18 protein-coding genes and 1 pseudogene are annotated in these 23616 nt (G+C 62.1%); 13 read left to right on the top strand and 6 right to left on the bottom strand.

From position 1 onward, the window contains the following. Window positions 1-3 precede the first annotated feature (3 nt). The 9 genes from murD (at window position 4) to lpxC (ending at window position 10458) form a co-directional block, all read left to right on the top strand. Entirely contained in the window at window positions 4-1350 is a 1347-nt protein-coding gene (murD, locus tag OPU96_RS26430) for a UDP-N-acetylmuramoyl-L-alanine--D-glutamate ligase (protein WP_226457719.1), read from the top strand. Beyond that, complete coding sequence (ftsW, locus tag OPU96_RS26425) at window positions 1347-2570, top strand: putative lipid II flippase FtsW (protein WP_370694885.1); 1224 nt, start codon at window positions 1347-1349, stop codon at window positions 2568-2570. Before murD ends, ftsW begins: the two co-directional genes overlap by 4 nt. Then, window positions 2560-3630 carry an undecaprenyldiphospho-muramoylpentapeptide beta-N-acetylglucosaminyltransferase gene (gene murG / locus OPU96_RS26420; protein ID WP_226457720.1) on the top strand — a complete coding sequence of 357 codons (1071 nt, stop codon included), beginning with the start codon at window positions 2560-2562 and terminating at the stop codon, window positions 3628-3630. The genes ftsW and murG overlap by 11 nt, the downstream gene beginning before the upstream one ends. Continuing rightward, a complete protein-coding gene (gene murC / locus OPU96_RS26415; RefSeq protein WP_226457721.1) occupies window positions 3623-5068 on the top strand; it encodes a UDP-N-acetylmuramate--L-alanine ligase in 1446 nt (481 codons plus the stop codon). Before murG ends, murC begins: the two co-directional genes overlap by 8 nt. Then, window positions 5065-6021, top strand: a complete 957-nt coding sequence (locus OPU96_RS26410; RefSeq protein ID WP_192297614.1) for a D-alanine--D-alanine ligase — start codon at window positions 5065-5067, stop codon at window positions 6019-6021. Before murC ends, OPU96_RS26410 begins: the two co-directional genes overlap by 4 nt. Before the next feature lie 3 nt (window positions 6022-6024). After that, entirely contained in the window at window positions 6025-6894 is an 870-nt protein-coding gene (locus tag OPU96_RS26405; protein ID WP_192297612.1) for a cell division protein FtsQ/DivIB, read from the top strand. Between the two features lie 15 nt (window positions 6895-6909). Further along, window positions 6910-8172: a cell division protein FtsA gene (gene ftsA, locus OPU96_RS26400; protein ID WP_110623104.1), complete on the top strand. Its 1263-nt coding sequence runs from the start codon at window positions 6910-6912 to the stop codon at window positions 8170-8172. Between the two features lie 65 nt (window positions 8173-8237). Next, window positions 8238-9434, top strand: coding sequence for a cell division protein FtsZ (ftsZ, locus tag OPU96_RS26395; protein WP_017738690.1), 1197 nt, complete (start codon window positions 8238-8240; stop codon window positions 9432-9434). 112 nt (window positions 9435-9546) lie between these two features. After that, entirely contained in the window at window positions 9547-10458 is a 912-nt protein-coding gene (gene lpxC, locus OPU96_RS26390) for a UDP-3-O-acyl-N-acetylglucosamine deacetylase (RefSeq protein ID WP_016974965.1), read from the top strand. Window positions 10459-10643: 185 nt separating this feature from the next. Here the strand turns inward: lpxC and OPU96_RS26385 are convergent, their stop codons facing one another. From OPU96_RS26385 to OPU96_RS26360, 6 genes are all read right to left on the bottom strand, one after another. Beyond that, complete coding sequence (locus OPU96_RS26385; protein WP_498559979.1) at window positions 10644-12137, bottom strand: sensor domain-containing diguanylate cyclase; 1494 nt, start codon at window positions 12135-12137, stop codon at window positions 10644-10646. Window positions 12138-12223: 86 nt separating this feature from the next. Continuing rightward, window positions 12224-13546, bottom strand: a complete 1323-nt coding sequence (locus OPU96_RS26380; RefSeq protein ID WP_305392087.1) for an OprD family porin — start codon at window positions 13544-13546, stop codon at window positions 12224-12226. Window positions 13547-13935: 389 nt separating this feature from the next. Next, entirely contained in the window at window positions 13936-15300 is a 1365-nt protein-coding gene (locus OPU96_RS26375; RefSeq protein ID WP_498559978.1) for a heavy metal sensor histidine kinase, read from the bottom strand. Then, window positions 15290-15967: a heavy metal response regulator transcription factor gene (locus OPU96_RS26370; protein ID WP_192297604.1), complete on the bottom strand. Its 678-nt coding sequence runs from the start codon at window positions 15965-15967 to the stop codon at window positions 15290-15292. Before OPU96_RS26370 ends, OPU96_RS26375 begins: the two co-directional genes overlap by 11 nt. Window positions 15968-15998: 31 nt before the next feature. Beyond that, window positions 15999-19094 carry a multidrug efflux RND transporter permease subunit gene (locus OPU96_RS26365; protein ID WP_498559977.1) on the bottom strand — a complete coding sequence of 1032 codons (3096 nt, stop codon included), beginning with the start codon at window positions 19092-19094 and terminating at the stop codon, window positions 15999-16001. Further along, the gene (locus tag OPU96_RS26360; protein ID WP_498559976.1) at window positions 19091-20257 is read right to left on the bottom strand and encodes an efflux RND transporter periplasmic adaptor subunit; all 1167 of its coding nucleotides are present in this window, start codon (window positions 20255-20257) and stop codon (window positions 19091-19093) included. The genes OPU96_RS26365 and OPU96_RS26360 overlap by 4 nt, the downstream gene beginning before the upstream one ends. A 213-nt stretch (window positions 20258-20470) precedes the next feature. On the opposite strand from OPU96_RS26360, the gene OPU96_RS26355 reads away from it, so the two are divergent. The 4 genes and pseudogenes from OPU96_RS26355 to OPU96_RS26340 all read left to right on the top strand — a co-directional run bounded on the left by OPU96_RS26355 (window position 20471) and on the right by OPU96_RS26340 (window position 23339). Further along, on the top strand, window positions 20471-20704 hold the full coding sequence (locus tag OPU96_RS26355; RefSeq protein ID WP_192297600.1) for a hypothetical protein: 234 nt from the start codon (window positions 20471-20473) through the stop codon (window positions 20702-20704). A gap of 163 nt (window positions 20705-20867) precedes the next feature. Further along, window positions 20868-21668 carry a transporter substrate-binding domain-containing protein gene (locus OPU96_RS26350; RefSeq protein ID WP_498559975.1) on the top strand — a complete coding sequence of 267 codons (801 nt, stop codon included), beginning with the start codon at window positions 20868-20870 and terminating at the stop codon, window positions 21666-21668. Between the two features lie 96 nt (window positions 21669-21764). Beyond that, a pseudogene (locus OPU96_RS26345) lies at window positions 21765-22046 on the top strand (PAS domain-containing protein); the annotation flags it as partial. Window positions 22047-22265: 219 nt separating this feature from the next. Then, window positions 22266-23339 carry a methyl-accepting chemotaxis protein gene (locus OPU96_RS26340; RefSeq protein ID WP_370694908.1) on the top strand — a complete coding sequence of 358 codons (1074 nt, stop codon included), beginning with the start codon at window positions 22266-22268 and terminating at the stop codon, window positions 23337-23339. The last annotated feature ends 277 nt before the right edge of the window (window positions 23340-23616 follow it).

The raw sequence follows: 23616 nt of genomic DNA, 5'->3' as shown, positions 1-23616 counted from the left end.
CGAGTGTCCCTGATCGCTTCAGACCACTTCCGCATCGTTGTCGGCCTCGGCAAGAGCGGCATGTCCCTGGTTCGCTTCCTGGCGAACCGGGGCACGTCGTTTGCCGTGGCCGATACGCGGGAAAATCCACCGGAGCTGGTCACGCTGCGCCGTGACTACCCGCACGTGGAAGTGCGTTGTGGCGAGCTGGATGTCGAGTTTCTGTGCCGTGCCGACGAGCTCTACGTGAGCCCCGGCCTGGCCCTGGCGACACCCGCCCTGCAAGCCGCTGCGGCCCGCGGCGTGAAGCTGTCCGGTGACATCGACCTGTTCGCGCGTAACGCGAAGGCACCGATAGTGGCCATCAGCGGTTCCAATGCGAAAAGCACCGTGACCACCCTGGTCGGCGAGATGGCGGCTGCGGCCGGCAAGCGCGTGGCAGTGGGCGGCAACCTCGGTGTGCCGGCGCTGGACCTGCTCAGCGACGACGTCGAGCTGTACGTGATGGAGCTGTCGAGCTTCCAGCTGGAAACCACCCACGACCTCGGCGCCGAAGTGGCGACCGTGTTGAACGTGAGTGAAGACCATATGGACCGCTACAGCGGCCTGCCGGCGTATCACCTGGCCAAGCACCGGATCTTCCGTGGCGCCAAGCAATTTGTGGTCAACCGCCAGGACGCCCTGAGCCGTCCGCTGATGGGCGAGGGCATGCCTTGCTGGACATTCGGCCTGGGCAAACCCGATTTCAAAGCCTTCGGCATTCGTGAAGAGAACGGCGAGAAATACCTGGCCTTCGAATTCCAGAACCTGATGCCGGTGCGCGAGCTGAAAATCCGTGGCGCCCATAACCAATCCAATGCCCTTGCGGCGTTGGCGCTGGGGCATGCGGTGGGCCTTCCGTTCGACGCCATGTTGTCGGCCCTGCGCAGCTTCGGCGGGCTTGAGCATCGCTGCCAATGGGTACGCGAGCTCAATGGCGTCAACTATTACAACGACTCCAAAGCCACCAATGTCGGTGCGGCCCTGGCTGCCATCGAAGGCCTGGGTGCCGATATCGACGGCAAGCTGGTGCTGATTGCCGGTGGCGACGGCAAGGGCGCCGACTTCAAGGACCTCAAGGGCCCGGCCGCTGCACATTGCCGCGCCGTAGTGCTGATGGGCCGCGATTCCGACCTGATCGCTGCCGCCCTCGGCGACGCGGTGCCGCAAGTGCGCGCCACGTCCCTGGATGACGCCATTGCCCAGTGCAAGGCCCTGGCCCAACCGGGCGATGCGGTGCTGCTGTCGCCGGCGTGTGCCAGCTTCGACATGTTCAAGAACTATGAAGAGCGCGGCCAGCTGTTCGCCCGCGCCGTGGAGGCTTTGGTATGAGCCTCGGTCTGAGAAACATCATCAAGCCGTACCCGTCGCCGATCATCACCGGGCGCGGTATCGACCTTGATTTCCCGATGCTCGCCGGTTGCCTCGCACTGCTGGGCCTGGGCCTGGTGATGATTACCTCGGCATCGTCCGAAGTGGCCGCCGTGCAGTCGGGTAACACCCTGTACATGATGATCCGTCACCTGGTGTACCTGCTGCTCGGCCTCGGCGCCTGCATCGTCACCATGATGATTCCCATCGCCACCTGGCAGCGCCTGGGTTGGCTGATGCTGATCGGCGCGTTTGGCTTGCTGATCATGGTGATCCTGCCCGGCATCGGCCGCGAGGTGAACGGTTCGATGCGCTGGATCGGCTTCGGTGCGTTCAACGTGCAGCCCTCGGAAATCGCCAAGGTGTTCGTGGTGATCTACCTGGCCGGCTACCTGGTGCGTCGCCAGAAAGAAGTGCGCGAAAGCTGGATGGGCTTCTTCAAGCCGTTCATCGTGCTGCTGCCCATGGCCGGCCTGTTGCTGATGGAGCCCGACTTCGGTGCCACCGTCGTGATGATGGGGGCAGCGGCGGCAATGCTGTTCCTTGGCGGTGTTGGCCTGTTCCGCTTCACCTTGATGGTGGTGCTGGCCGTCGCGGCTGTGACCGTCCTGGTGCAGGCGCAACCCTACCGGATGGCCCGTCTGATTACCTTTACCGACCCGTGGTCCGACCAGTTCGGTTCCGGCTACCAGTTGACCCAGGCGCTGATCGCCTTTGGTCGCGGCGAGTGGCTGGGCGTGGGCCTGGGCAACAGCGTGCAGAAGCAATTCTACCTGCCGGAAGCCCACACCGACTTCGTGTTCTCGGTACTCGCCGAAGAACTCGGCGTAGTGGGCTCGCTGTGCACCGTCGCACTGTTCGTGTTCGTGTGTGTGCGCGGCATGTACATCGGTTTGTGGGCCGAGAAGGCCAAACAGTATTTCGCCGCGTATGTGGCGTACGGCTTGTCGTTCCTGTGGATCGGCCAGTTCCTGATCAACATTGGCGTGAACGTCGGCCTGCTGCCGACCAAGGGCCTGACCTTGCCGTTCCTCAGCTACGGCGGCAGTTCGTTGGTGATTTGCTGCGCTTGCCTGGGCCTGTTGCTGCGCATCGAGTGGGAGAGTCGAACCCACCTGGGCAGCGAAGAGATGGAATTCAGCGAAAGCGACTTTGCCGAGGAGCCGACCCATGGGCGCTAACGTGCTGATCATGGCGGGCGGCACCGGGGGCCATGTGTTCCCGGCCCTGGCCTGTGCGCGGGAATTCCAGAACCGTGGCTACACCGTGCACTGGCTGGGTACACCGCGCGGTATCGAAAACGAATTGGTGCCGAATGCCGGCTTGCCGCTGCACCTGATTAACGTCACCGGCCTGCGTGGCAAGAGCAAGTTGTCCCTGCTCAAGGCGCCGTTCGTGTTGCTCAAGGCGGTGTGGCAGGCGCGCAAGGTGATCCGCGAAGTGCAGCCGGTGTGCGTACTCGGCTTCGGGGGTTACGTGACCGGCCCAGGAGGCGTTGCCGCCAAACTCGCCGGTGTGCCGGTGATCGTGCACGAGCAGAACGCCGTCGCCGGTACGGCCAACCGCCTGTTGGTGCCGTTGGCTGCGCGGGTGTGCGAGGCCTTCCCGAAAACCTTCGGTGCATCGGACAAGCTGCGCACTACCGGTAACCCGGTACGCACCGAGCTGTTTATGGACATCGCCCGTGACGCGTTGGTGGGGCGCAAGGCGCGCCTGCTGATCATGGGCGGAAGCCTGGGCTCCGAGCCTTTGAACAAACTGCTGCCGGAAGCACTGGCGCAACTCCCTGTGGAATTGCGTCCAGAGGTCTTTCATCAGGCTGGCAAGAACCATGGTGAAGTCACTGCTGCGCGTTATCGCGAAGCCGGTGTAGAGGCGAACGTACAGCCTTTCATCAAAGACATGGCCCAAGCCTATGGCTGGGCCGACCTGGTGGTCTGCCGCTCCGGTGCGCTGACCGTCAGTGAACTGGCCGCCGCCGGTCTGCCGTCCTTGCTGGTGCCTTTGCCCCATGCGATCGACGATCACCAGACCCGCAACGCCGAATATTTGGCCGGGGAGGGCGCTGCCTTCCTGCTGCCGCAAAGAACGACTGGCGCCGCCGATTTGGCCGCACGCCTGACCGAGGTTTTGATGCAACCGGAACGACTCAACAGCATGGCCAGCACCGCAAGCCGCCTGGCCAAACCTGACGCAACCCGCACCGTGGTCGATATCTGCCTGGAGGTGGCCCATGGTTGAGCATCAGAAAGCCATGCCACAACCCGAGATGCGCCGCATCCGTCGCATCCACTTCGTCGGTATCGGCGGCGTGGGCATGTGCGGCATTGCCGAAGTGTTGCTGAACCTGGGCTACCAGGTGTCCGGCTCGGACTTGAAAGAGTCGCCGGTCACCGAGCGCCTGAAAAGCTTCGGCGCGCAGATCTTTATCGGCCACCGTGCCGAGAACGCCGCCGACGCCGATGTGCTGGTGGTATCCAGCGCCGTGAACACCTCCAACCCGGAAGTGGCCACTGCCCTTGAGCGCCGTATTCCTGTGGTGCCACGTGCCGAGATGCTGGCCGAGCTGATGCGCTACCGCCACGGCATTGCCGTCGCCGGTACCCATGGCAAAACCACCACCACCAGCCTGATCGCCTCGGTGTTCGCCGCCGGTGGCCTGGACCCGACCTTCGTGATCGGTGGCCGCCTGAATGCAGCCGGTACCAATGCACAACTGGGCACCAGCCGTTACCTGATCGCCGAAGCTGATGAAAGCGATGCAAGCTTCTTGCACCTGCAACCGCTGGTGGCCGTGGTCACCAACATCGACGCCGACCACATGGCGACCTACGACGGTGACTTCAACAAGTTGAAGAAAACCTTCGTCGAGTTCCTGCACAACCTGCCGTTCTACGGTTTGGCGGTGGTGTGCCTGGATGATCCGGTGGTGCGTGAGATCCTGCCGCAGGTCAAGCGTCCGACCGTGACCTACGGCTTCAGCGAAGACGCCGACGTGCGTGCGATCAATGTGCGCCAGGAAGGCATGCAAACCTTCTTCACCGTGTTGCGTCCGGATCGCGAGCCGTTGGACGTGTCGGTGAACATGCCCGGCAACCACAACGTATTGAACTCCTTGGCGACCATCTGCATCGCCAGTGACGAGGGCGTCAGCGATGACGCCATCGTCGCCGGCCTGTCGGGTTTTGCCGGCGTGGGCCGTCGCTTCCAGGTCTACGGCCAACTGCCGGTAGAGGGTGGCGACGTAATGCTGGTGGACGACTACGGCCACCACCCGACCGAAGTCGCAGCCGTGATCAAGGCCGTACGCGGTGGCTGGCCCGAGCGCCGCCTGGTGATGGTGTACCAGCCGCACCGTTACAGCCGTACCCGCGACCTCTACGACGATTTCGTCAATGTATTGGCCGATGCCAACGTACTGTTGCTGATGGAGGTGTACCCGGCCGGTGAAGAACCGATCCCGGGCGCGGACAGCCGCAAGCTGTGCAACAGCATCCGCCAGCGTGGCCAGTTGGACCCGATCTACATCGAGCGTGGTGTGGACCTGGCGCCAATCGTCAAGCCGTTGCTGCGTGCTGGCGACATTTTGCTCTGCCAAGGCGCCGGTGACATTGGTGGCCTTGCCCCGAAACTGCTGGCGAGCCCGCTGTTTGCCGTTGCACAGGGGAAGTCGAAATGACCACGAATTACGACGCCCTGTTTTCCACAATCGCCCCGGCCGACTTCGGTCGCGTCGCGGTATTGTTCGGCGGCAAAAGCGCTGAGCGCGAAGTGTCGCTCAAGTCCGGCAACGCCGTGCTCGAAGCCCTGCAAAGCGCTGGCGTGAACGCGTTCGGCATCGACGTGGGCGACGACTTCTTCGCCCGCTTGCAGGCCGAGAAGATCGACCGCGCCTTCATCATCCTCCACGGTCGTGGCGGTGAAGACGGCAGCATGCAGGGCCTGCTGGAGTGTGCCGGCATCCCTTACACCGGCAGTGGCATCCTTGCGTCCGCGCTGGCCATGGACAAGTTGCGCACCAAGCAGGTGTGGCACAGCCTGGGGATTCCCACCCCGCGTCACAGCGTTCTGTGCAGCGAAGACGATTGTATTTCTGCAGCCAAGGAACTGGGCCTGCCTTTGATCGTCAAACCTGCCCATGAAGGCTCCAGTATCGGCATGGCCAAAGTGAACTCGGCCGCCGAATTGATCGACGCATGGAAAGCGGCAAGTACCTACGATTCGCAAGTGTTGGTGGAACAGTGGATCCAGGGTCCCGAGTACACCATCGCCACCCTGCGTGGTCAGGTATTGCCGCCTATCGCATTGGGCACGCCCCACACTTTTTACGACTACGACGCCAAGTATGTGGCCTCCGATACCCAGTACCGGATCCCGTGTGGCCTCGACGCAGCCAAGGAACAGGAATTGATGGACCTCACGGCGAAAGCCTGTGAGGCGTTGGGTATCGCCGGTTGGGCGCGGGCAGACGTGATGCAGGATGACCAAGGGAATTTCTGGTTCCTTGAAGTCAACACCGCACCCGGCATGACCGACCACAGCCTGGTGCCAATGGCCGCTCGCGCAGCGGGCCTGGATTTCCAGCAGTTGGTGCTGGCGATCCTGGCCGCCAGCGTTGAGCCCCGAGGCTAAGACATGAAAGGCGCATCGCTTCGTCATCAGCCCCCACAAGCACCGAGCCGCAAGCCGGTGCCACGGGGTGCCAGCCGGATGGTGGCCAAAGAGCCGATGTCGGCGCGCCTGCCGAAAGCCAATTTTGGTTTCCTCAAGGCGCTGTACTGGCCGGTGTTGCTGGTGGTGCTGGGCTTCGGAACCTACGAAGGCGCGCAGCGTCTGTTGCCGTATGCCGACCGCCCGATCACCAAGATCAGCGTGCAGGGCGACTTGAGCTACATCAGCCAGCAAGCGGTGCAGCAGCGCATCGGCCCGTACCTGGCGGCGAGCTTCTTCACCATCGACCTGGCGGGGATGCGTGGGGAGCTGGAGCAGATGCCGTGGATCGCCCACGCCGAAGTCCGCCGCGTGTGGCCGGACCAGGTAACGATCCGCCTGGAAGAACAACTGCCCGTGGCCCGTTGGGGTGACGAAGCGCTGTTGAACAACCAGGGCCAGGCGTTCACTCCGCGTGAGCTGGCGAACTATGAGCACCTGCCGCAGCTGTTCGGGCCGCAGCGGGCGCAACAACAAGTGATGCAGCAGTACCAGGCCTTGAGCCAGATGCTGCGGCCACTGGGCTTCTCCATTGCACGCCTGGAACTGCGTGAACGGGGCAGCTGGTTTTTGACGACCGGCGCCGGCAGTTCCGGCCCGGGCATCCAGTTGTTGCTGGGACGCGACCGCTTGGTGGAAAAGATGCGCCGCTTTATTGCCATCTATGACAAGACCTTGAAAGAACAGATTACGAACATTGCGAGCGTCGACCTGCGTTACGCCAACGGCCTTGCCGTCGGCTGGCGTGAACCGGCTGCGCCCACGGCAGCGCAACCCGCTGTCGCGAAGAATTAAGAAGAGGCAGGACCCATGGCAAACGTGCAAAGCGGCAAAATGATCGTCGGTCTCGATATCGGCACCTCCAAGGTGGTGGCGCTGGTGGGCGAGGTCGGGGAAGACGGCGTGATCGAGATCGTCGGTATTGGCACGCATCCGTCCCGGGGCCTGAAGAAGGGCGTGGTGGTGAACATCGAGTCCACCGTGCAATCGATCCAGCGCGCCATCGAAGAAGCGCAGCTGATGGCCGGTTGCCGGATCCACTCGGCGTTTGTCGGCGTGGCTGGAAATCACATCCGCAGCCTGAACTCCCACGGCATCGTGGCGATCCGCGACCGTGAAGTCAGCTCTGCCGACCTTGAACGCGTGCTCGACGCTGCCCAGGCCGTTGCGATCCCGGCTGACCAGCGCGTGCTGCACACGCTGCCGCAGGACTACGTGATCGACAACCAGGAAGGCGTGCGTGAGCCCCTGGGCATGTCGGGCGTGCGCCTGGAAGCCAAGGTCCACGTAGTGACCTGCGCCGTCAACGCCGCACAGAACATTGAAAAATGCGTGCGCCGTTGTGGCCTGGAAATCGACGACATCATTCTGGAGCAACTGGCTTCGGCCTACTCCGTGCTGACCGACGACGAAAAAGAACTGGGCGTGTGCCTGGTGGACATCGGCGGCGGCACCACCGACATCGCGATCTTCACCGAGGGTGCGATCCGTCACACCGCGGTGATCCCGATTGCCGGTGATCAGGTGACCAACGACATCGCCATGGCGCTGCGTACACCGACCCAGTACGCCGAAGAAATCAAGATCCGCTACGCCTGCGCCCTGGCCAAACTGGCTGGTGCCGGCGAGACCATCAAGGTGCCAAGCGTGGGCGACCGTCCACCGCGCGAACTGTCGCGCCAGGCCCTGGCCGAAGTGGTCGAGCCACGCTACGACGAGCTGTTCACCCTGATCCAGGCTGAACTGCGCCGCAGCGGCTACGAAGATCTGATCCCGGCCGGCATCGTGCTCACCGGTGGCACCTCGAAGATGGAAGGCGCGGTCGAACTGGCCGAGGAAATCTTCCACATGCCGGTGCGCCTGGGCGTGCCCCATGGCGTGAAGGGCCTGGGCGACGTGGTGCGCAACCCGATTTATTCCACTGGCGTGGGCTTGCTGTTGTACGGCCTGCAAAAGCAGACCGACGGCATTTCCCTGTCGGGCCCGAGCATCCGTGACAGCTATCGCAGTGACGATGAAGCCAAGGCCCCGTTGTTCGAGCGCTTGCAGGCTTGGGTAAAAGGCAATTTTTAAAGATTTACCGCAACACCGCAGTAAGCAGTAGGCGAAAAAACTAGAGAACTGAAAGGAGAGGGAACATGTTCGAACTCGTAGACAACATCCCCGCAAGCCCGGTCATCAAAGTGATCGGTGTCGGCGGTGGCGGCGGCAACGCTGTCAATCACATGGTCAAGAGCAACATTGAAGGCGTTGAATTCATCTGCGCCAACACTGATGCCCAGGCGCTGAAAAGCATCGGCGCGCGGACCATCCTGCAATTGGGCACGGCTGTGACCAAGGGCCTCGGCGCTGGCGCCAATCCGGAAGTCGGCCGTCAAGCCGCCCTGGAAGACCGCGAGCGTATTGCCGAAGTGCTGCAAGGCACCAACATGGTGTTCATCACCACCGGCATGGGCGGCGGTACCGGTACCGGTGCTGCACCGATCATTGCCGAAGTGGCCAAGGAAATGGGGATTCTGACGGTTGCAGTCGTGACCCGTCCGTTCCCGTTCGAAGGTCGCAAGCGCATGCAGATCGCCGACGAAGGCATCCGTCTGCTGTCTGAAAGCGTTGACTCGTTGATCACCATCCCCAACGAGAAACTGCTGACCATCCTGGGCAAGGACGCGAGCCTGCTGTCCGCTTTCGCCAAGGCTGACGATGTACTGGCCGGTGCCGTTCGCGGTATCTCCGACATCATCAAGCGCCCAGGCATGATCAACGTCGACTTTGCCGACGTACGCACCGTGATGAGCGAAATGGGCATGGCGATGATGGGCACTGGCTGCGCCAGCGGTCCGAACCGTGCACGTGAAGCCACCGAAGCAGCCATCCGCAACCCGTTGCTGGAAGACGTGAACCTGCAGGGCGCACGCGGCATCCTGGTGAACATCACTGCCGGTCCTGACCTGTCCCTGGGTGAGTACTCCGACGTGGGTAGCATCATTGAAGCCTTCGCTTCCGAGCACGCCATGGTCAAGGTCGGTACCGTTATCGATCCGGACATGCGCGACGAACTGCACGTGACCGTGGTTGCTACCGGCCTGGGTGCCAAGATCGAGAAGCCTGTAAAGGTCATCGACAACACCCTGCACACCAGCCAGGTAAGCCAGGCGGCTGCCGCTCCAGCGCCTTCGCGCCAGGAACTGCCGTCGGTGAACTACCGCGACCTGGACCGTCCGACCGTGATGCGCAACCAGGCTCAGGCCGGTGCTGCGGCGTCCCGTAGCCCGAATCCGCAAGATGATCTGGACTACCTGGACATCCCGGCATTCCTGCGTCGTCAGGCCGATTAATGGAATGTATCAGGGCTATGAAGGTGATTGGTGTTCAGCAAAGGTCTGGTCTGCTATTATCGCCAGCCTTTGTTGATACCAGTTCGCAATTTGCGCTGAAGCGGTCCAAGCCATGATTAAACAACGCACCCTGAAGAATATTATTCGTGCCACAGGTGTAGGTCTGCACTCCGGGGAGAAGGTATACCTGACCCTCAAGCCTGCACCTGTCGACACCGGCATCGTGTTTGTGCGTGCCGACCTGGACCCTGTCGTGCATATTCCTGCTCGCGCGGAAAACGTTGGCGAAACCACCATGTCGACCACATTGGTCAACGGTGACGTCAAAGTGGACACGGTGGAGCACTTGCTCTCGGCCATGGCTGGCCTGGGCATCGATAACGCCTACGTCGAGCTCTCCGCGTCCGAAGTCCCGATCATGGATGGCAGCGCTGGACCTTTCGTATTCCTGATCCAATCTGCCGGCCTGGAAGAACAGGACGCAGCGAAGAAGTTCATTCGCATTCTGCGGGAAGTGACAGTAGAAGACGGCGACAAGCGCGCCACCTTCGTCCCGTTCGAAGGCTTTAAAGTGAGCTTTGAGATCGATTTCGATCACCCGGTATTCCGTGACCGCACCCAAAGTGCAAGCGTGGATTTTTCCAGCACTTCGTTCGTAAAAGAAGTCAGCCGCGCCCGTACCTTTGGTTTCATGAGTGACATCGAGTACCTGCGCAAGCACAACCTCGCACTCGGCGGCAGCGTTGAAAACGCCATCGTGGTCGACGCGGATGGTGTACTGAACGAAGACGGCCTTCGCTACGAAGACGAATTCGTGAAGCACAAGATCCTCGATGCAATCGGTGACCTCTACCTGCTGGGCAATAGCCTGATAGGCGAGTTCAAAGGCTTCAAGTCGGGCCACGCCCTTAACAACCAGCTGCTGCGCAAGTTGATTGAGCAGACAGACGCTTGGGAAGTCGTGACCTTCGAAGATGCCAGCACCGCACCGATCTCTTACATGCGTCCCGTTGCGGCGGTGTAAGTAACAACTCTCTTTCTTTAGTTTTGAAAGGCTACCTTCGGGTGGCCTTTTTTTTATGCCTGCCGTTCAGGCTTATGAAGATCAAGAATGTAGGAGCGGGCTTGCCCGCGAACGCGATATGTCAGCTACACATCTGCCGCCTGACACTGCGCTTTGCCAGGCAAGCCAGAACCCACATTGACATGTCAGAGGGTCGCGGCGACCACCGTGCGGTTGCGCCCCGTGTGCTTGGCCTCATACAACGCCTGATCCGCACTCAACAACAGCGCCTCCAGCGACAGCCGACTGTGCTTGTCCCACGTGCTCAAGCCAATACTCACCGTGATTGGCCGCTCGTCCCCTGCCACCCGTGGCAAGTTCTCGACGCTGCTGCGGATATGCTCGGCGATGACCTGGGCGCCGTTGGCATCGGTATGCGGCAATACCACTGCAAACTCTTCGCCACCATAGCGTGCCGCCAGGTCGGCAGGGCGGCGGATATTGGTGCCGATCACTTGGGCGACGTTACGCAACGCCTCATCGCCGCCGTGGTGGCCGTGGCGATCGTTGAAGGCCTTGAAGTGGTCGACATCGATCATCAGCAAGGTCAACGGCTCGGTGGAGCGCTTTGCGCGGTCCCATTCCAGGCGCAGGCGTTCGTCGAGGATGCGGCGATTGGCCAGGCCGGTCAGGGCGTCGGTGGCTGCCAGTTCTGACAGCACCCGCTCGGTGCGATAGCGGCGGCGCAATTCCCGGCGCAGCATCCAGGTCAGCCACAGCAAGCCGATGCAGAGCACGCCGGTGGCACCGGAAGTCAGCAGCGCGGCGCGTTCCCAGGGGGCGAACACATCCTCGCTGGACAGCGCCACTACCACGATCAGCGGCAACTCACCGACGGTGGTGAAGGTATACAAACGTTCGGTGCCGCTGATGGCGGAAATCGCCCGGAAGCTACCTTCGCCTTCGCGCAGCATGCGTTTGAAGTTGGGGCGATCACTCAGGTCCTTGTCGATCATGTCGCGTTCCAGCAACGGTTGCTGGGCCAGGAGGATGCCCTGGGTGTTCAGCAGGTTGACGGTGCTGCCATTGCCGATGGTCAGGCGATTGAACAACTGATCGAAATACGCCAGGCGCATGGTGGCCACTGCGACACCGGCGAACTCGCCGCTGGGGCCTGAGACTCGGCGACTGAATGCGATTCGCCATACTTGATCACAGGCGCAATGGATTTTGAACGGGCGGCTGATAAACAGTCCGGCCTGCGCATTGTCTTTATGCGCCTGGAAATAGTCCCGGTCAGCAAAATTGCGCGGCGTCGGCCACAGTGTCGAGGAGTCGGCAGTCACATCACCGTTGGTGTCCAGCAACAGCACTTCGCCTTTGAAGGGGGCCGCGATGGATTGATCAAACTGCACCATATGTCTGACGTCCGGGGGCACTTTCGCCAGGTCCGTGCGCGTGGTGGCGGCAATCAGTCCCTGCAGTGTCAGGTCGTATAGCTCGACGTTACGCAGTACATCGGCATTGATCAGTTGCGTGATGTTGGTGGTCGCGCGCTGGGCTGCCTGCAGGGTGCTGGCGTGTTCACGGATCAACAGCGCCGCGACAATCACCATGATCAGGACAACAGTCAGGCCACTGCCCAGAATCAGAAAAAGCTCTGGGCGTGCAGGCAGGGTACGGCCACGGTCTTGGCTCATCGTGCAGACTTCAGCGGTTGGAATGCTGGCAGTTTAGTTCTACGCGACGAAAATTAAATGGCTGGTAAAAAAGAAAGATCCCCGGATCAGAACACGTTGATCGGATAGTCGACGATCACGCGGTATTCATCCACGTCATTGTCCACCGCCGAATAGCCGTTGCTGCCGCGGTTGGTCGCCCATTGCAGGCGCACGGCCAAGTCTTTGGCCTTGCCGCCCTGCACCACGTATTTCAGGTCGATGTCCCGTTCCCAGTGCTTGGCGTCCTTGCCCTCGGCGCTGTACCAGCGGCTGTAGCCACGGCTTTGCGGGTCGACGCTGGTCAGGTCGGTCTTGCCGCTGATGTAGGACACTGCCGACGTCAGGCCAGGCATGCCGAGGCCGCTGAAGTCGTAGGCGTACTTGAGTTTCCACGAGCGTTCGTTCGGGCCATTGAAGTCCGAATATTGCTGGGAGTTGTCCAGGTACACGCTGTCGCCCTGGGCGATGTAGTCGAACGGCGTGTTGCCGTTGACCCGCTGGTACGCGGCGGTGACGCTGTGATGGCCCACGCCCACGGTGAAATGCAGGCTGTAGGTGTTGTTGTCGATGTTGCCTAGCAGCGATTGCCCGGTGTCCTGGGTGTGGTAGTAGTGCAGGCCGGGATTGAGGCTGACCAGGTCGTTCAGCGCGTAGGTGTAGTCCAGGTCGTAGTAGTACTGGTTCCACACATCCTTCAGTTCGGAGGCGTAGAGGTTGCTGGTCAGCCCGGGCATGCCGCTGAACGACACACCGGCCCAGTTCATGTGCTGTGCATCGGTGTGGCTCGGCAGGGCGCCGTAGCTGGTGCCGATGCGCTGGTGGCCGCTCTGGTTATAGAGCTTGGTGAAACTGGCCTGGCCACCTTCGAACAGCCAACCGTCGAGGCTGTGGTTGGCCAGGGTCACGCCACGGAAGGTCTGCGGCAGCATGCGCGTCATGCCGCCGGCGATCACCGGGTTGTTGAGGAACAGGTCGCCGGCCTTCAATTCAGTGTCCAGCGCGCGCATTTTCAAGGTGCCGCCCGCCGTGGAGAAGGACCCCGGCGCCTTGCCGTTGCCGCTGCCGTACGGAAGGATGCTGGAACCGTCTGTGCCGCCACCACCATCGAGTTTGAGGCCGAGCATGGCGTGGGCGTCCAGGCCGAAGCCAACGGTGCCCTGGGTGTAGCCGGATTCGAAAGTGCCGAGAAAGCCCTGGCCCCACTCCTTGCTGTCATCGCTGTGAATGTCGCGTCGGTCGCGGTTCATGTAGTAATTGCGGGTGTTGACGGTGAGGTGGGAGCCTTCGACGAAGCCGTCGGCGGGGGGGCTGCCTGCCGCGTGGGTCAGCGGGGCGATCGTTGCTGTAATCGCGAGGAATAACGGGGTGAACGTCAGCGAGTTCTTCACCGGGGGAGCTCCTTTGGATCAATCGAGAACGGCCATGTCGTGGGGTGTTCCTGGCCTTTTTTACGGCAAAAAAAAGCCGCTGAAGTCAGCGGCTTTTAAACAGATTCCCAGTGTAGAGCCCTGGAAATAAGTCGAGGGAAATTCGGGTAAGCGCAAACTGCTTTTGCCGTCACACTCATCGATGCGTCAAATTAACGCAGGCGAGCGGTACGATACAGAGTGTAACAAGATAATGACTGTTGCCCAAATCGCAACAGTGTGGTGGGCGGGCTTGCCTCCTCAGCGTGGGTGGCGCAGCCGGTCAAAATGGTACGCCTCGGTTTTTCAGGGCGACCGCGGTGCTTGGATTGAGGGCGGCTTAGTCCCCCGGCGCGGGACAAGCCCGCTCACTACAAGGGCAGGGTGATGCCGAAGGTGTTGCCGTTGGCGTCGCTTCGTACAAAGACGTCGCCGCCGTGCATCAGCGCAATCGCCTTGACGATGGCCAGCCCCAGGCCATGATTGGCGCCACTGTTGCTGCGCGAGGCGTCCACCCGGTAGAAGCGCTCGAACAAGCGCGGCAAGTGCTCGCTGGCAATCACCTCGCCGGGGTTGGTCACGCCGATTGCCACTTGATCCGCCTGGACCTCGATCTTCACATCGATGACCTGCCCTGGCGCGGTGTGTTGCACTGCGTTGCTCAGCAGGTTGATCAGTGCGCGGCGCAGGTGGGCTTTTTCGATGTGGACCGTGGCATCGCCGCTGACCCGCACGCTGACCTGGGCGTCTTCGAGGATGAAATCCAGATAGTCGAGAGTGGTTGCCACTTCATCGGCCAGGGCGCTTTCGATCAGCTTGGTGGCCTTGCTGCCCTGGTCGGCGCTGGCGAGGAAGAGCATGTCGTTGATGATCGAACGCAGGCGTTCCAATTCTTCGAGGTTCGATTGCAGCACTTCGAAGTAGTGTTCCGCCGAACGTCCACGCGTCAGGGCGACCTGGGTCTGGCCGATCAGGTTGGTCAGCGGTGAGCGCAACTCGTGGGCGACGTCGGCGTTGAACGATTCCAGGCGCGAGTAGGCGTGTTCCACGCGGTCGAGGGTGGAGTTGAACGAGTTGACGAACTGGCTCAGCTCCGGCGGCAGCGGCGACAACCGCAAGCGCCCGGACAATTTCGGTGGCGCAAGTTTCTGCGCCTCATCCGACAGCTTGCCCAGCGGCTTGAGCCCGATGCGCGAGACCCAGAAGCCCAGCAGCGCGGCGAGGACTACGCCGACAAACGCCAGGCTGATCAGCGCCACCAGCAGATGGTGCTGGGTCGCGTGAAAGTTCTCGGTGTCGATGGCGATCATGAAGCGCAGCGGCGGGCGCTGATCTTTGGCCGGGAACTGGCTCACCAGGGCCTTGAACGGATGCTGGTGGCCCGGCAGATGCAAATCGCGCTTGCCGGTGTGCCCGTTGGCAAAGGCACGGATCTGTGGGTCGGGGTTGCCGTATTCGTAGGATGGGTCGCCGCTCACTACCCAGAAGTGGATACGTTTGTCCTCTTCACTGAGCAGCTTGAGCTTGGCGGTGATTTTTGCCCAATGTTCGGGCGTGCCAAAGCGACCCACCGACGATTCAAGCACGCTGTAGCGCGCATCCAGCTCGGCTTCCGGCAACAAGCCCAGGCTGCGGTCCACCTGCTGGTACAGCGCGCCGCCGATCAACACGAAGATCAGCAGCGCCACCAGGGTGAACATGCCGCTCAGGCGCAGGGCGATGGAGTTAGCCGACACTGCGGCTCTCCAGCACATAACCCATGCCACGAATGGTGTGCAGCAGTTTTTCTTCAAACGGTCCGTCGAGCTTGGCGCGCAGGCGTTTGATCGCGACCTCCACCACGTTGGCGTCACTGTCGAAGTTGATGTCCCAGACCATTTCTGCAATCGCGGTCTTGGACAGGATCTCGCCCTGGCGACGCGCCAGCACACTGAGCAGCGAGAACTCCTTGGCGGTCAGGTCCAGGCGCTGGCCGTTGCGACTGGCCTTGCGGCTGATCAGGTCGATCCACAGGTCGGCGACGGTCACCTGCACCGGCTCATGCCCGCCGCTGCGGCGGGTCAGGGCTTGCAGGCGCGCCACCAGTTCAAGGAACGAAAACGGCTTGCCCAGGTAATCATCCGCGCCTTCACGCAGGCCGCGAATGCGGTCTTCCACGCGCTCGCGGGCAGTGAGCATGATCACCGGCGTCTGTTTGCGCGCGCGCAAGGCCCGCAGCACGCCGAAACCGTCCAGGCCTGGCAGCATCACATCCAGCACGATGATCGCGTAGTCGTTCTCCAGCGCCAGGTGCAAACCCTCGACGCCTTCGCGAGCCACGTCGACGGTGTAGCCTTGTTCCGTCAGGCCGCGGTGCAGGTAGTCCGCGGTTTTTTCTTCATCTTCAATAATCAGGACGCGCATGAGCCTTTCGTTCCAGGACGGGGCCTAGGCCTTAATGTGTGGTCACCGGCGCAAGCGCTGGTTTGGGCCTGTGGAAAAACTTTTCGAGGTACAAGTATATGACCGGCGTGGTGAACAGCGTCAGCGCCTGGCTGACCAGCAGGCCGCCGACCACCGAGATGCCCAGCGGCTGGCGCAGTTCGGCACCGGCGCCGTAGCCGAGCATCAGCGGCAGGGCGCCGAGCAGGGCGGCCAGGGAGGTCATGATGATCGGACGGAACCGGGTGATACAGGCTTCGAAGATCGCATCATGGGCTGACAAGCCGCGTGTGCGCTGCGCCTCCAGGGCGAAGTCGATCAGCAGGATGCCATTCTTCTTGACGATGCCGATCAACAGCACCAGGCCGATCAGCGCCATGATCGAAAAGTCCTGCCCCAGCAGCCACAGCATCACCAGTGCCCCGAGGCCCGCCGAGGGCAGGGTCGAGATGATGGTCAGCGGATGCACAAAGCTCTCATACAGCACGCCGAGAATGATGTAGACCGCCACCAGTGCAGCGAGGATCAGCCAGGGTTGGCTGGCCAGGGAACTCTGGAACGCCTGGGCCGCACCCTGGAAGTTGCCGATGATCGAGGCCGGCATGCCGATCTCGTTTTTCGCCTGGTCGAGCAGGATCACCGCATCACCCAGCGCCACGCCGGGCGCCAGGTTGAACGACAGGTTGGCAGCCGGGAACATGCCGTCATGGCTGATGGACAGCGGCCCGACCGTGGGCGCGTCAACCGTGGCCAGCGCCGACAGCGGCACCATTTCATTGGTCAGCGGCGAGCGCAGGTAGAAGTAATTCAGGCTTTCGGCCTTGCCGCGCTGTTGGGTGTCGAGTTCCAGCACCACTTGGTACTGGTTGATTTCGGTCTGGAACTCATTGACCTGGCGCTGGCCGAACGCGTCGTACAGCGCCTGGTCGACGTCGGTGGCCGTGAGGCCGAAGCGTGCGGCGGCGCGGCGATCGATGGTGATGTGGGTGATGCTGCCGCCCAGTTGCAGGTCATTGGAGATGTCGCGAAATTGTGGGATCGCGCGCAGTTTTTCGGTGAGCCGCTGGGTCCAGGTGTTCAGCAGCGCACCGTCGTTGCTCTTGAGCACGTATTGATACTGGCTGCGGCTGGGGCCGGAACTGAGGTTGATGTCTTGCCCGGCGCGCAGGTACAGGACGATCCCCGGCACCTTGGCCAGCTTGGGCCGGATACGGTCGATAAACTGGCTGGCGGACACGTCGCGGTCGCCGCGATCCACCAGGGAAATCCAGAAGCGTCCATTGGCGATGGTCTGGTTGCTGCCGGTCACGCCGACAGAGTGGGAAAACGCGCGCACGGCCGGGTCGGCCTGCATGATTTCGGCCAGTGCCTTGTGCTTGGCGACCATGTCCGGGTAGGACACATCCGCCGCTGCCTCGCTTGTGCCGAGGATGAAACCGGTGTCCTGCACCGGGAAGAAACCCTTGGGGATAAATACGTAGCCGACCACGGCCAGGCCCAGGGTCAGCAGGAAGATACCGGCCATGGTGCGTTGATGGGCCAGGGCGCGACGCAGGTATTTTTCGTATCCGGCCAGCAGCCGCTCGCCAAAGCCGGGGTTGTCATGGCCGCGGTGGCTCGGCGCTTTCATGAACAGGGCCGCGAGGGTCGGGGCCAGTGTCAGCGACACCACCACGGAGATCAGGATGGTGGACGTAGCAGTCAAGGCAAACTCCTTGAACAGCCGGCCGACCACGCCGCCCATGAACAGCAGCGGAATGAACGCCGCCACCAGCGACACACTGATGGACACCACGGTAAAGCCGATTTCACTGGCGCCCTTGATCGCCGCCTCGCGTTTGTCCAGCCCGGTTTCGAGGTGGCGATGGATGTTCTCCACCACCACGATCGCATCGTCCACCACAAACCCCACGGCCACCACGATCGCCACCAGGGTCAGGTTGTTCAGGCTGAAACCCATCACGGACATCAGGGCAAAACTGGCGATCAACGACACGCCCAGCACGCTCGACACAATCAGGGTGGCCGACCACTGGCGCAGGAAAATCGCCATCACCCCGACTACCAGCAACACGGCGATCAGCAGGGTCATTTCCACTTCATGCAACGAAGCGCGGATGGTGGTGGTGCGGTCCATCAGCACGCTGACCTGCACCGCGGCAGGCAGCATCGCTTCCAGGCGCGGCAGTTCGGCCTGGATGCGCTCGACGGTCTCGACAATGTTGGCGCCGGGTTGGCGGGTGATCACCAGGTTGACGCCGGGGGTGTCCCCTGCCCAGGCCTGGACGTAGGCGTTTTCCGAACCGTTGACCACTTTGGCAACATCGCGCAGTTGCACGGGGGCGCCGTTCTTGTAGGAAATGATCAGGTCACCGTATTCATCCGGGTGAAACAACTGGTCGTTGGTCGCCAGGGTTGACACGCTGTGCTTGCCGTACAGCGCTCCCTTGGCCAGGTTCAGGCTCGATTGCTGGATGGCCAGGCGTACGTCGGCCAAGGTCAGGCCGATGGCGGCGAGCCGGTCGGGCGAGGCCTGCACACGGATCGCCGGGCGTTGCTGGCCGGTGATGTTGATCTGGCCGACACCGTCGATCTGGCTGATTTGCCGGGCAAGCAGGGTCTCCACCAAGTCGCTCAGTTCGGTGCCGGGCATGTCATGGGAGCTGACACTGAGGATCAGCACCGGGCTGTCCGCCGGGTTGACCTTGCGCCAGGTCGGCAGGCTCGGCATATCGCTGGGCAGTTTGCCGGCGGCGGTGTTGATCGCCGCCTGCACTTCCTGCGCCGCAGTGTCGATGCTTTTGTCGAGGGTGAATTGCAGGGTCAGCAGGCTTGAGCCCAAGGCGCTGCTGGAGGTCATCTGGGTCATGCCGGGGATGGCGCTGAATTGCACCTCCAGCGGCGTGGCGACCGACGAGGCCATGGTGTCGGGGCTCGCGCCGGGTAATTGGGCGCTGACCTGGATCGTCGGAAACTCCGCTTCCGGCAGTGGGGCGATGGGCAATTTGGGGAAGGCAATCAGCCCAAGCAGCACCAGGGCAAAGGTCAGCAACAGGGTGGCGACCGGGCGGTCGATGCACCAGGCCGAAACCGAACCTCGCGACGTCATGGCTGCACCTGGACGTCAGCGGTCTGGATCACTTGGGGCGGCTCCTTGAGGATCTCGACCTGGGCGCCGGCCTTGAGCCGCGATTGGCCATCGCTGACCAACACGTCGCCGGCCTGGATGCCCTTGAGGATATTGCGCTCGCTGTCCTGATACACCACCTGCACAGGCACGGTCTCGACCTTGTCGCCTTTGATGCGGTACACGAAATGCGAGTCCAGGCCACGCTGCACCACGGTCGGGGGGACGGCGAGGGCATTGCGGTCGAGGGCAGTCTGGATCTTGATCGTCACCAACTGGCCGGGCCACAGCTTCTGCGCGGTGTTGGCGAACTCGGCCTTGGCGCGCAGGGTGCCGGTGGTGCTGTTGATCTGGTTGTCGATCAAGCTCAGGCGGCCCTGGCCCAGCAGGTCACTGTCCCGGCCTTCGGTATCGGCGCCCTGGTAAGCCTCGACCTTGGCAGGGTGGTCGGCGGCAATCAGCCCCTGCAGGGTCGGCAGCATTTGCTGCGGCAGGGAGAACTCGACGGCAATCGGATCGATCTGCGTCACCGAGAACAAGCCTTGGGTGTCGCTCATGCGCAGGAAGTTGCCTTCGTCCACCGTGCGTATCCCCACGCGACCTGTGACCGGCGAGCGAATCTGGGTGTAGGAAAGCTGTACCTGGGCCGCGTCAATGGCCGCCTGGTTGCCTTGCACCGTGGCTTTCAGTTGGTTGACCAGCGCCTGTTGCTGGTCGTAGGTCTGCCGGGAGATGCCGTCGTCGACGCTCAGTTCCTTGTAGCGCTTGAGGTTGACCAGGGCCACTTGCAGTTGCGCCTGGCTCTGTCCCAGCTGGGCCCTGGCCTGGTCGAGACTGGCGCGGATCGAGCGGTCGTCGAGGCTCGCCAGCAGGTCCCCGGCCTTGACCAGTTGTCCTTCCTTGACCAGCAGCCGGGTGAGGATGCCGTCGATTTGCGGGCGGATCACCACGCTGTGCAACGACAGCACCGAACCGATGCCACTGACGTAGCGCGGCAGGTCCTGTTCCACCACGTGGATGACGCGTACCGGCACGGCGGTCGAAGCCACCAATTTGGTCTTGGCTGGCCGTGTGAAGACCCATGCCGCAATGGCCACTACCACGAGGACGCCAACGATCAAGGCGGTTTTGCGTTGAATGTGCATGCTGTCAGGTGCCGGGACGAGAGGTGGAAAAAGGATGGGTATTTATAGCCTGTGAACCCGGTCAGCAAGGTGACCGCTTTCTGACGGCGCTGTCAGTTACATGCTGACCATTCGTACGACAGTGGTAAAAGATCACGGGCCCGCAGGTATACTGCGCGCCAGTGTGGCCTGCAAGCCGGCCCCGCATCATTATCTGCATGCCCCGGAGCTTTCATGAATTCCCCGACACAATCCCCTGTTGAAGCGGCCGACCTCGTCGATTCGGCCAACGCCGAAGGCGTTGAAAAAGCCGAGATCCCGGCGTTCAAGTTTCCCTTCAAACCGGGTGAGCTGGCCGGGGCGAAGAATGCCGCCCAACCTTGGTATAAAAACGGTGCCAAGAACGGTCACACCAAATCGCCTGGCATGGCGCCACCGGGCACCCGTCGTTCCATGGGTAAACGCTGAGAGTAGAGGGTCACAAGCTGTAGTGGTAAATGCCTACAGCCTCAGTCGATATTTCTGCTTGTAGGCACAGGTCCTTTTTTTGAAAGCTTTCGCGACACCTGCACGGCCTCTTCACGGGGTTGGATGAGGATGAAGCTGGTTTTTCTAGAAAAGGACGTCCCCTGTGGCCCTGACACACCTGCGTGTTTCCCTCGCCCTATTGATGTTGTCCGGGGGCTTCACTATCGCAATAGCCGATGACCTGCCACGGCGCGAAATCCGCTTCGCCGTCGCCGCGCAGTTTCCGCCGTTCCAAAGCCGTGATCAGCACGGCCGCCTGGTGGGTTTGAACATCGAGTTGGGCAATGCGTTGTGTGAGCAGCTCAACGCACGTTGCATCTGGGTCGATCAGGTACTCGTCGAGAGCTTCGCAGCCCTTGAAGCCCGGCAATTCGACGCGATCATGGGCATGGCGCCGACCGCTCAGCGGCGCAAGCGGGTAAATTTCACCGATGATCTCTATCCCTTCACCACCCGCCTGGTAGCGCGCAAAACCTCGGGCTTGCTGCCGAACCGGCGCTCGCTCAAAGGCAAGCGCGTCGGGGTCTTGCTGAGGAGCAATCGCGAAGCCTTCGCCCTGTCGAAATGGGCGCCGGCGGGCGTCATCATCAAGAGTTTCTGGCTCAATGAAGAACTCGTGCGCAGCCTGGTGGCTGGCGATATAGATGCAACCTTGCAAGGCCCCATAGAGATCCGCGAGCTGCTGCTCGACACGGCAGACGGCCAGGATTTCGACTTCCTTGGCCCTGCCATCTCGGCGCAATCATTGGGTGACGGTGTGGCGATTGCACTGCGCAAGCCTGATACGGCGCTGCGCAATGATCTGAACCGCGCCCTTGAGCAGTTGATGCACAACGGCGAATACCAGCGGATCACCCAGCCCTATCACCTGGACATCCCCCGGCACGCCGTGATAGCAAACTAATTGCGCGGAACATGAGCTGGATCAGTATTTGCCCCCTTGGTGCGCTTAGAGTCGACGGCCCTGCCGACTCTCCAACCATTACGAGCGCGCTTATCCATGAAGATCAACCTGCCGGTCACCGGTCGAAATGTGGACTTTGCCCCTGACGCCAATATCCTCTCGACCACCGACTTGACCAGTGTGATTACCTACGCCAACAAGGACTTTATCGACGTCAGTGGCTACAGCCGCGAGGAGCTGCTCGGCGCACCGCACCATCTGTTGCGTCACCCGGACATGCCGGCCGCGGCGTTTGCGCACATGTGGCAAACCTTGAAGGCGGGACGCTCGTGGATGGGCATGGTGAAAAACCGCTGCAAGAACGGCGATCACTATTGGGTCAGCGCCTATGCCTCGCCGGTCACGCGTGATGGTGTGACGGTGGAGTATCAGTCGGTGCGCACCAAGCCGGATGCGCACCGCATCGCAGCAGCGGAACGTGCCTACGCCCAATTGCGCGGGGGCAAGCGGCCGCTGCTGCCCACGTTCGGCATGGGCCTGAAGTTATCGTTGTGGGTGGTCGGCACCGGCGGCCTGACCTGGGCGTTGGGACTGGGCCTGGCGGACTACGCGCTGGTTTGGCAACTGCTGGCGCTGGTGCTCGGTGGCGCTGTGGGCGCGGCGGGGGTCAACGCGATCCTGCGGCCCCTGGCGCAGTTGAATCAACGCGCGCGTGCAATCGCCGACAACCCCTTGAGCCAGGCGATCTACACCGGACGCACGGATGAGTGCGGGACGATCGAATTTGCCCTGCACATGCTCGAAGCCCAGGTGGGCGCAGTGGTCGGGCGCATCGGCGATGCATCGTGGCGCTTGTCCGGGCATGCCGCGCAGTTGGTCGAGCAGTTGGACAGCAGTCATGCCAGCAGCCTCGGCCAGCAGACCCAGACCGATCAGGTGGCGGCGGCGATCCACCAGATGACCGCCAGTGTGGCTGCGGTGGCCAACCATGCTGTCGTGGCGTCCAAGGCGGCCGACCAGGCCGGCAACGAAACCCGTGAAGGCCATCTGCGGGTGGATGAAAGCCGCGATGCGGTGTTGCGCCTGTCCCAGGAACTGACCCGTGCCACTGAGGTGATCCACCAACTGGAAAGTCACAGCGGTGAAATCAGCAGCGTGCTGGAGGTGATCCGCACCATTGCCGAACAAACCAACCTGCTGGCACTGAATGCCGCCATCGAAGCGGCGCGGGCCGGCGAGCAGGGCCGTGGTTTTGCCGTGGTTGCCGATGAAGTACGCGGCCTGGCGCAACGCACCCAGCAATCGACCAACGAAATCCAGCGCATGATCAGCACCCTGCAAGGCGGCGCGCGGGACGCGGTGCAGGCCATGGCGCAGAGCAGCGAACATGTCGACGCCAGCGTCGTGCAGGCACAACGGGCGGCGGCCGCGTTGGATGGCATCAGCCAGCGCGTGAGCCAGATCACCGGCATGAGCCAGCAGATCGCGGCGGCGGTGGAGGAGCAAAGTGCGGTGAGCGAAGACATCAATCGCAATATTGTCGGCATTCGCAATGCAGGGGAGGCCACCGTCTGCGCGGGGCAGCGCAGCCAGCGCAGTTCCGGGGATGTGGCGGCGTTGGCGGAAGACTTGCGGCAGTTGGCGCGGGAGTTCTGGGGCAAGCGACATTAGTGGGATTTGGAGTGAATGTGCTGCCGCCTTCGCAAGCCAGCCTGCACAGTTGCTCCACTGCCAACCCCCTGTGGGAGATTCTATGGTTGAGAGGCAGCATATCCGCCAACAGTGCCACCGCCTTCGCAGCCTCGCTAAAGCTCGACATCTCCCACAGGGGATGGGCAGTGTCTGGGCGATCTGCAGCCGAGCACTGACAGCCCGCCAACACCGATCACCTGTGGGAGCGGGCTTGCCCGCGAAAGCGGTGGTTCAGCCAACACCTCTATCAACAGTG

This window comes from Pseudomonas sp. RP-B7, from assembly GCF_059803535.1.
This window is presented reverse-complemented; position numbering and strand designations above follow the sequence as displayed.

Coding starts and splice junctions, on each gene's coding strand:
- OPU96_RS26365 (WP_498559977.1), bottom strand. CDS start 19,094: ATGACGTCGCGAGGTTCGGTTTCGGCCTGGTGCATCGACCGCCCGGTC.
- ftsA (WP_110623104.1), top strand. CDS start 6,910: ATGGCAAACGTGCAAAGCGGCAAAATGATCGTCGGTCTCGATATCGGC.
- murC (WP_226457721.1), top strand. CDS start 3,623: ATGGTTGAGCATCAGAAAGCCATGCCACAACCCGAGATGCGCCGCATC.
- OPU96_RS26355 (WP_192297600.1), top strand. CDS start 20,471: ATGAATTCCCCGACACAATCCCCTGTTGAAGCGGCCGACCTCGTCGAT.
- OPU96_RS26385 (WP_498559979.1), bottom strand. CDS start 12,137: ATGAGCCAAGACCGTGGCCGTACCCTGCCTGCACGCCCAGAGCTTTTT.
- murG (WP_226457720.1), top strand. CDS start 2,560: ATGGGCGCTAACGTGCTGATCATGGCGGGCGGCACCGGGGGCCATGTG.
- ftsZ (WP_017738690.1), top strand. CDS start 8,238: ATGTTCGAACTCGTAGACAACATCCCCGCAAGCCCGGTCATCAAAGTG.
- OPU96_RS26410 (WP_192297614.1), top strand. CDS start 5,065: ATGACCACGAATTACGACGCCCTGTTTTCCACAATCGCCCCGGCCGAC.
- OPU96_RS26360 (WP_498559976.1), bottom strand. CDS start 20,257: ATGCACATTCAACGCAAAACCGCCTTGATCGTTGGCGTCCTCGTGGTA.
- OPU96_RS26370 (WP_192297604.1), bottom strand. CDS start 15,967: ATGCGCGTCCTGATTATTGAAGATGAAGAAAAAACCGCGGACTACCTG.
- OPU96_RS26405 (WP_192297612.1), top strand. CDS start 6,025: ATGAAAGGCGCATCGCTTCGTCATCAGCCCCCACAAGCACCGAGCCGC.
- lpxC (WP_016974965.1), top strand. CDS start 9,547: ATGATTAAACAACGCACCCTGAAGAATATTATTCGTGCCACAGGTGTA.
- ftsW (WP_370694885.1), top strand. CDS start 1,347: ATGAGCCTCGGTCTGAGAAACATCATCAAGCCGTACCCGTCGCCGATC.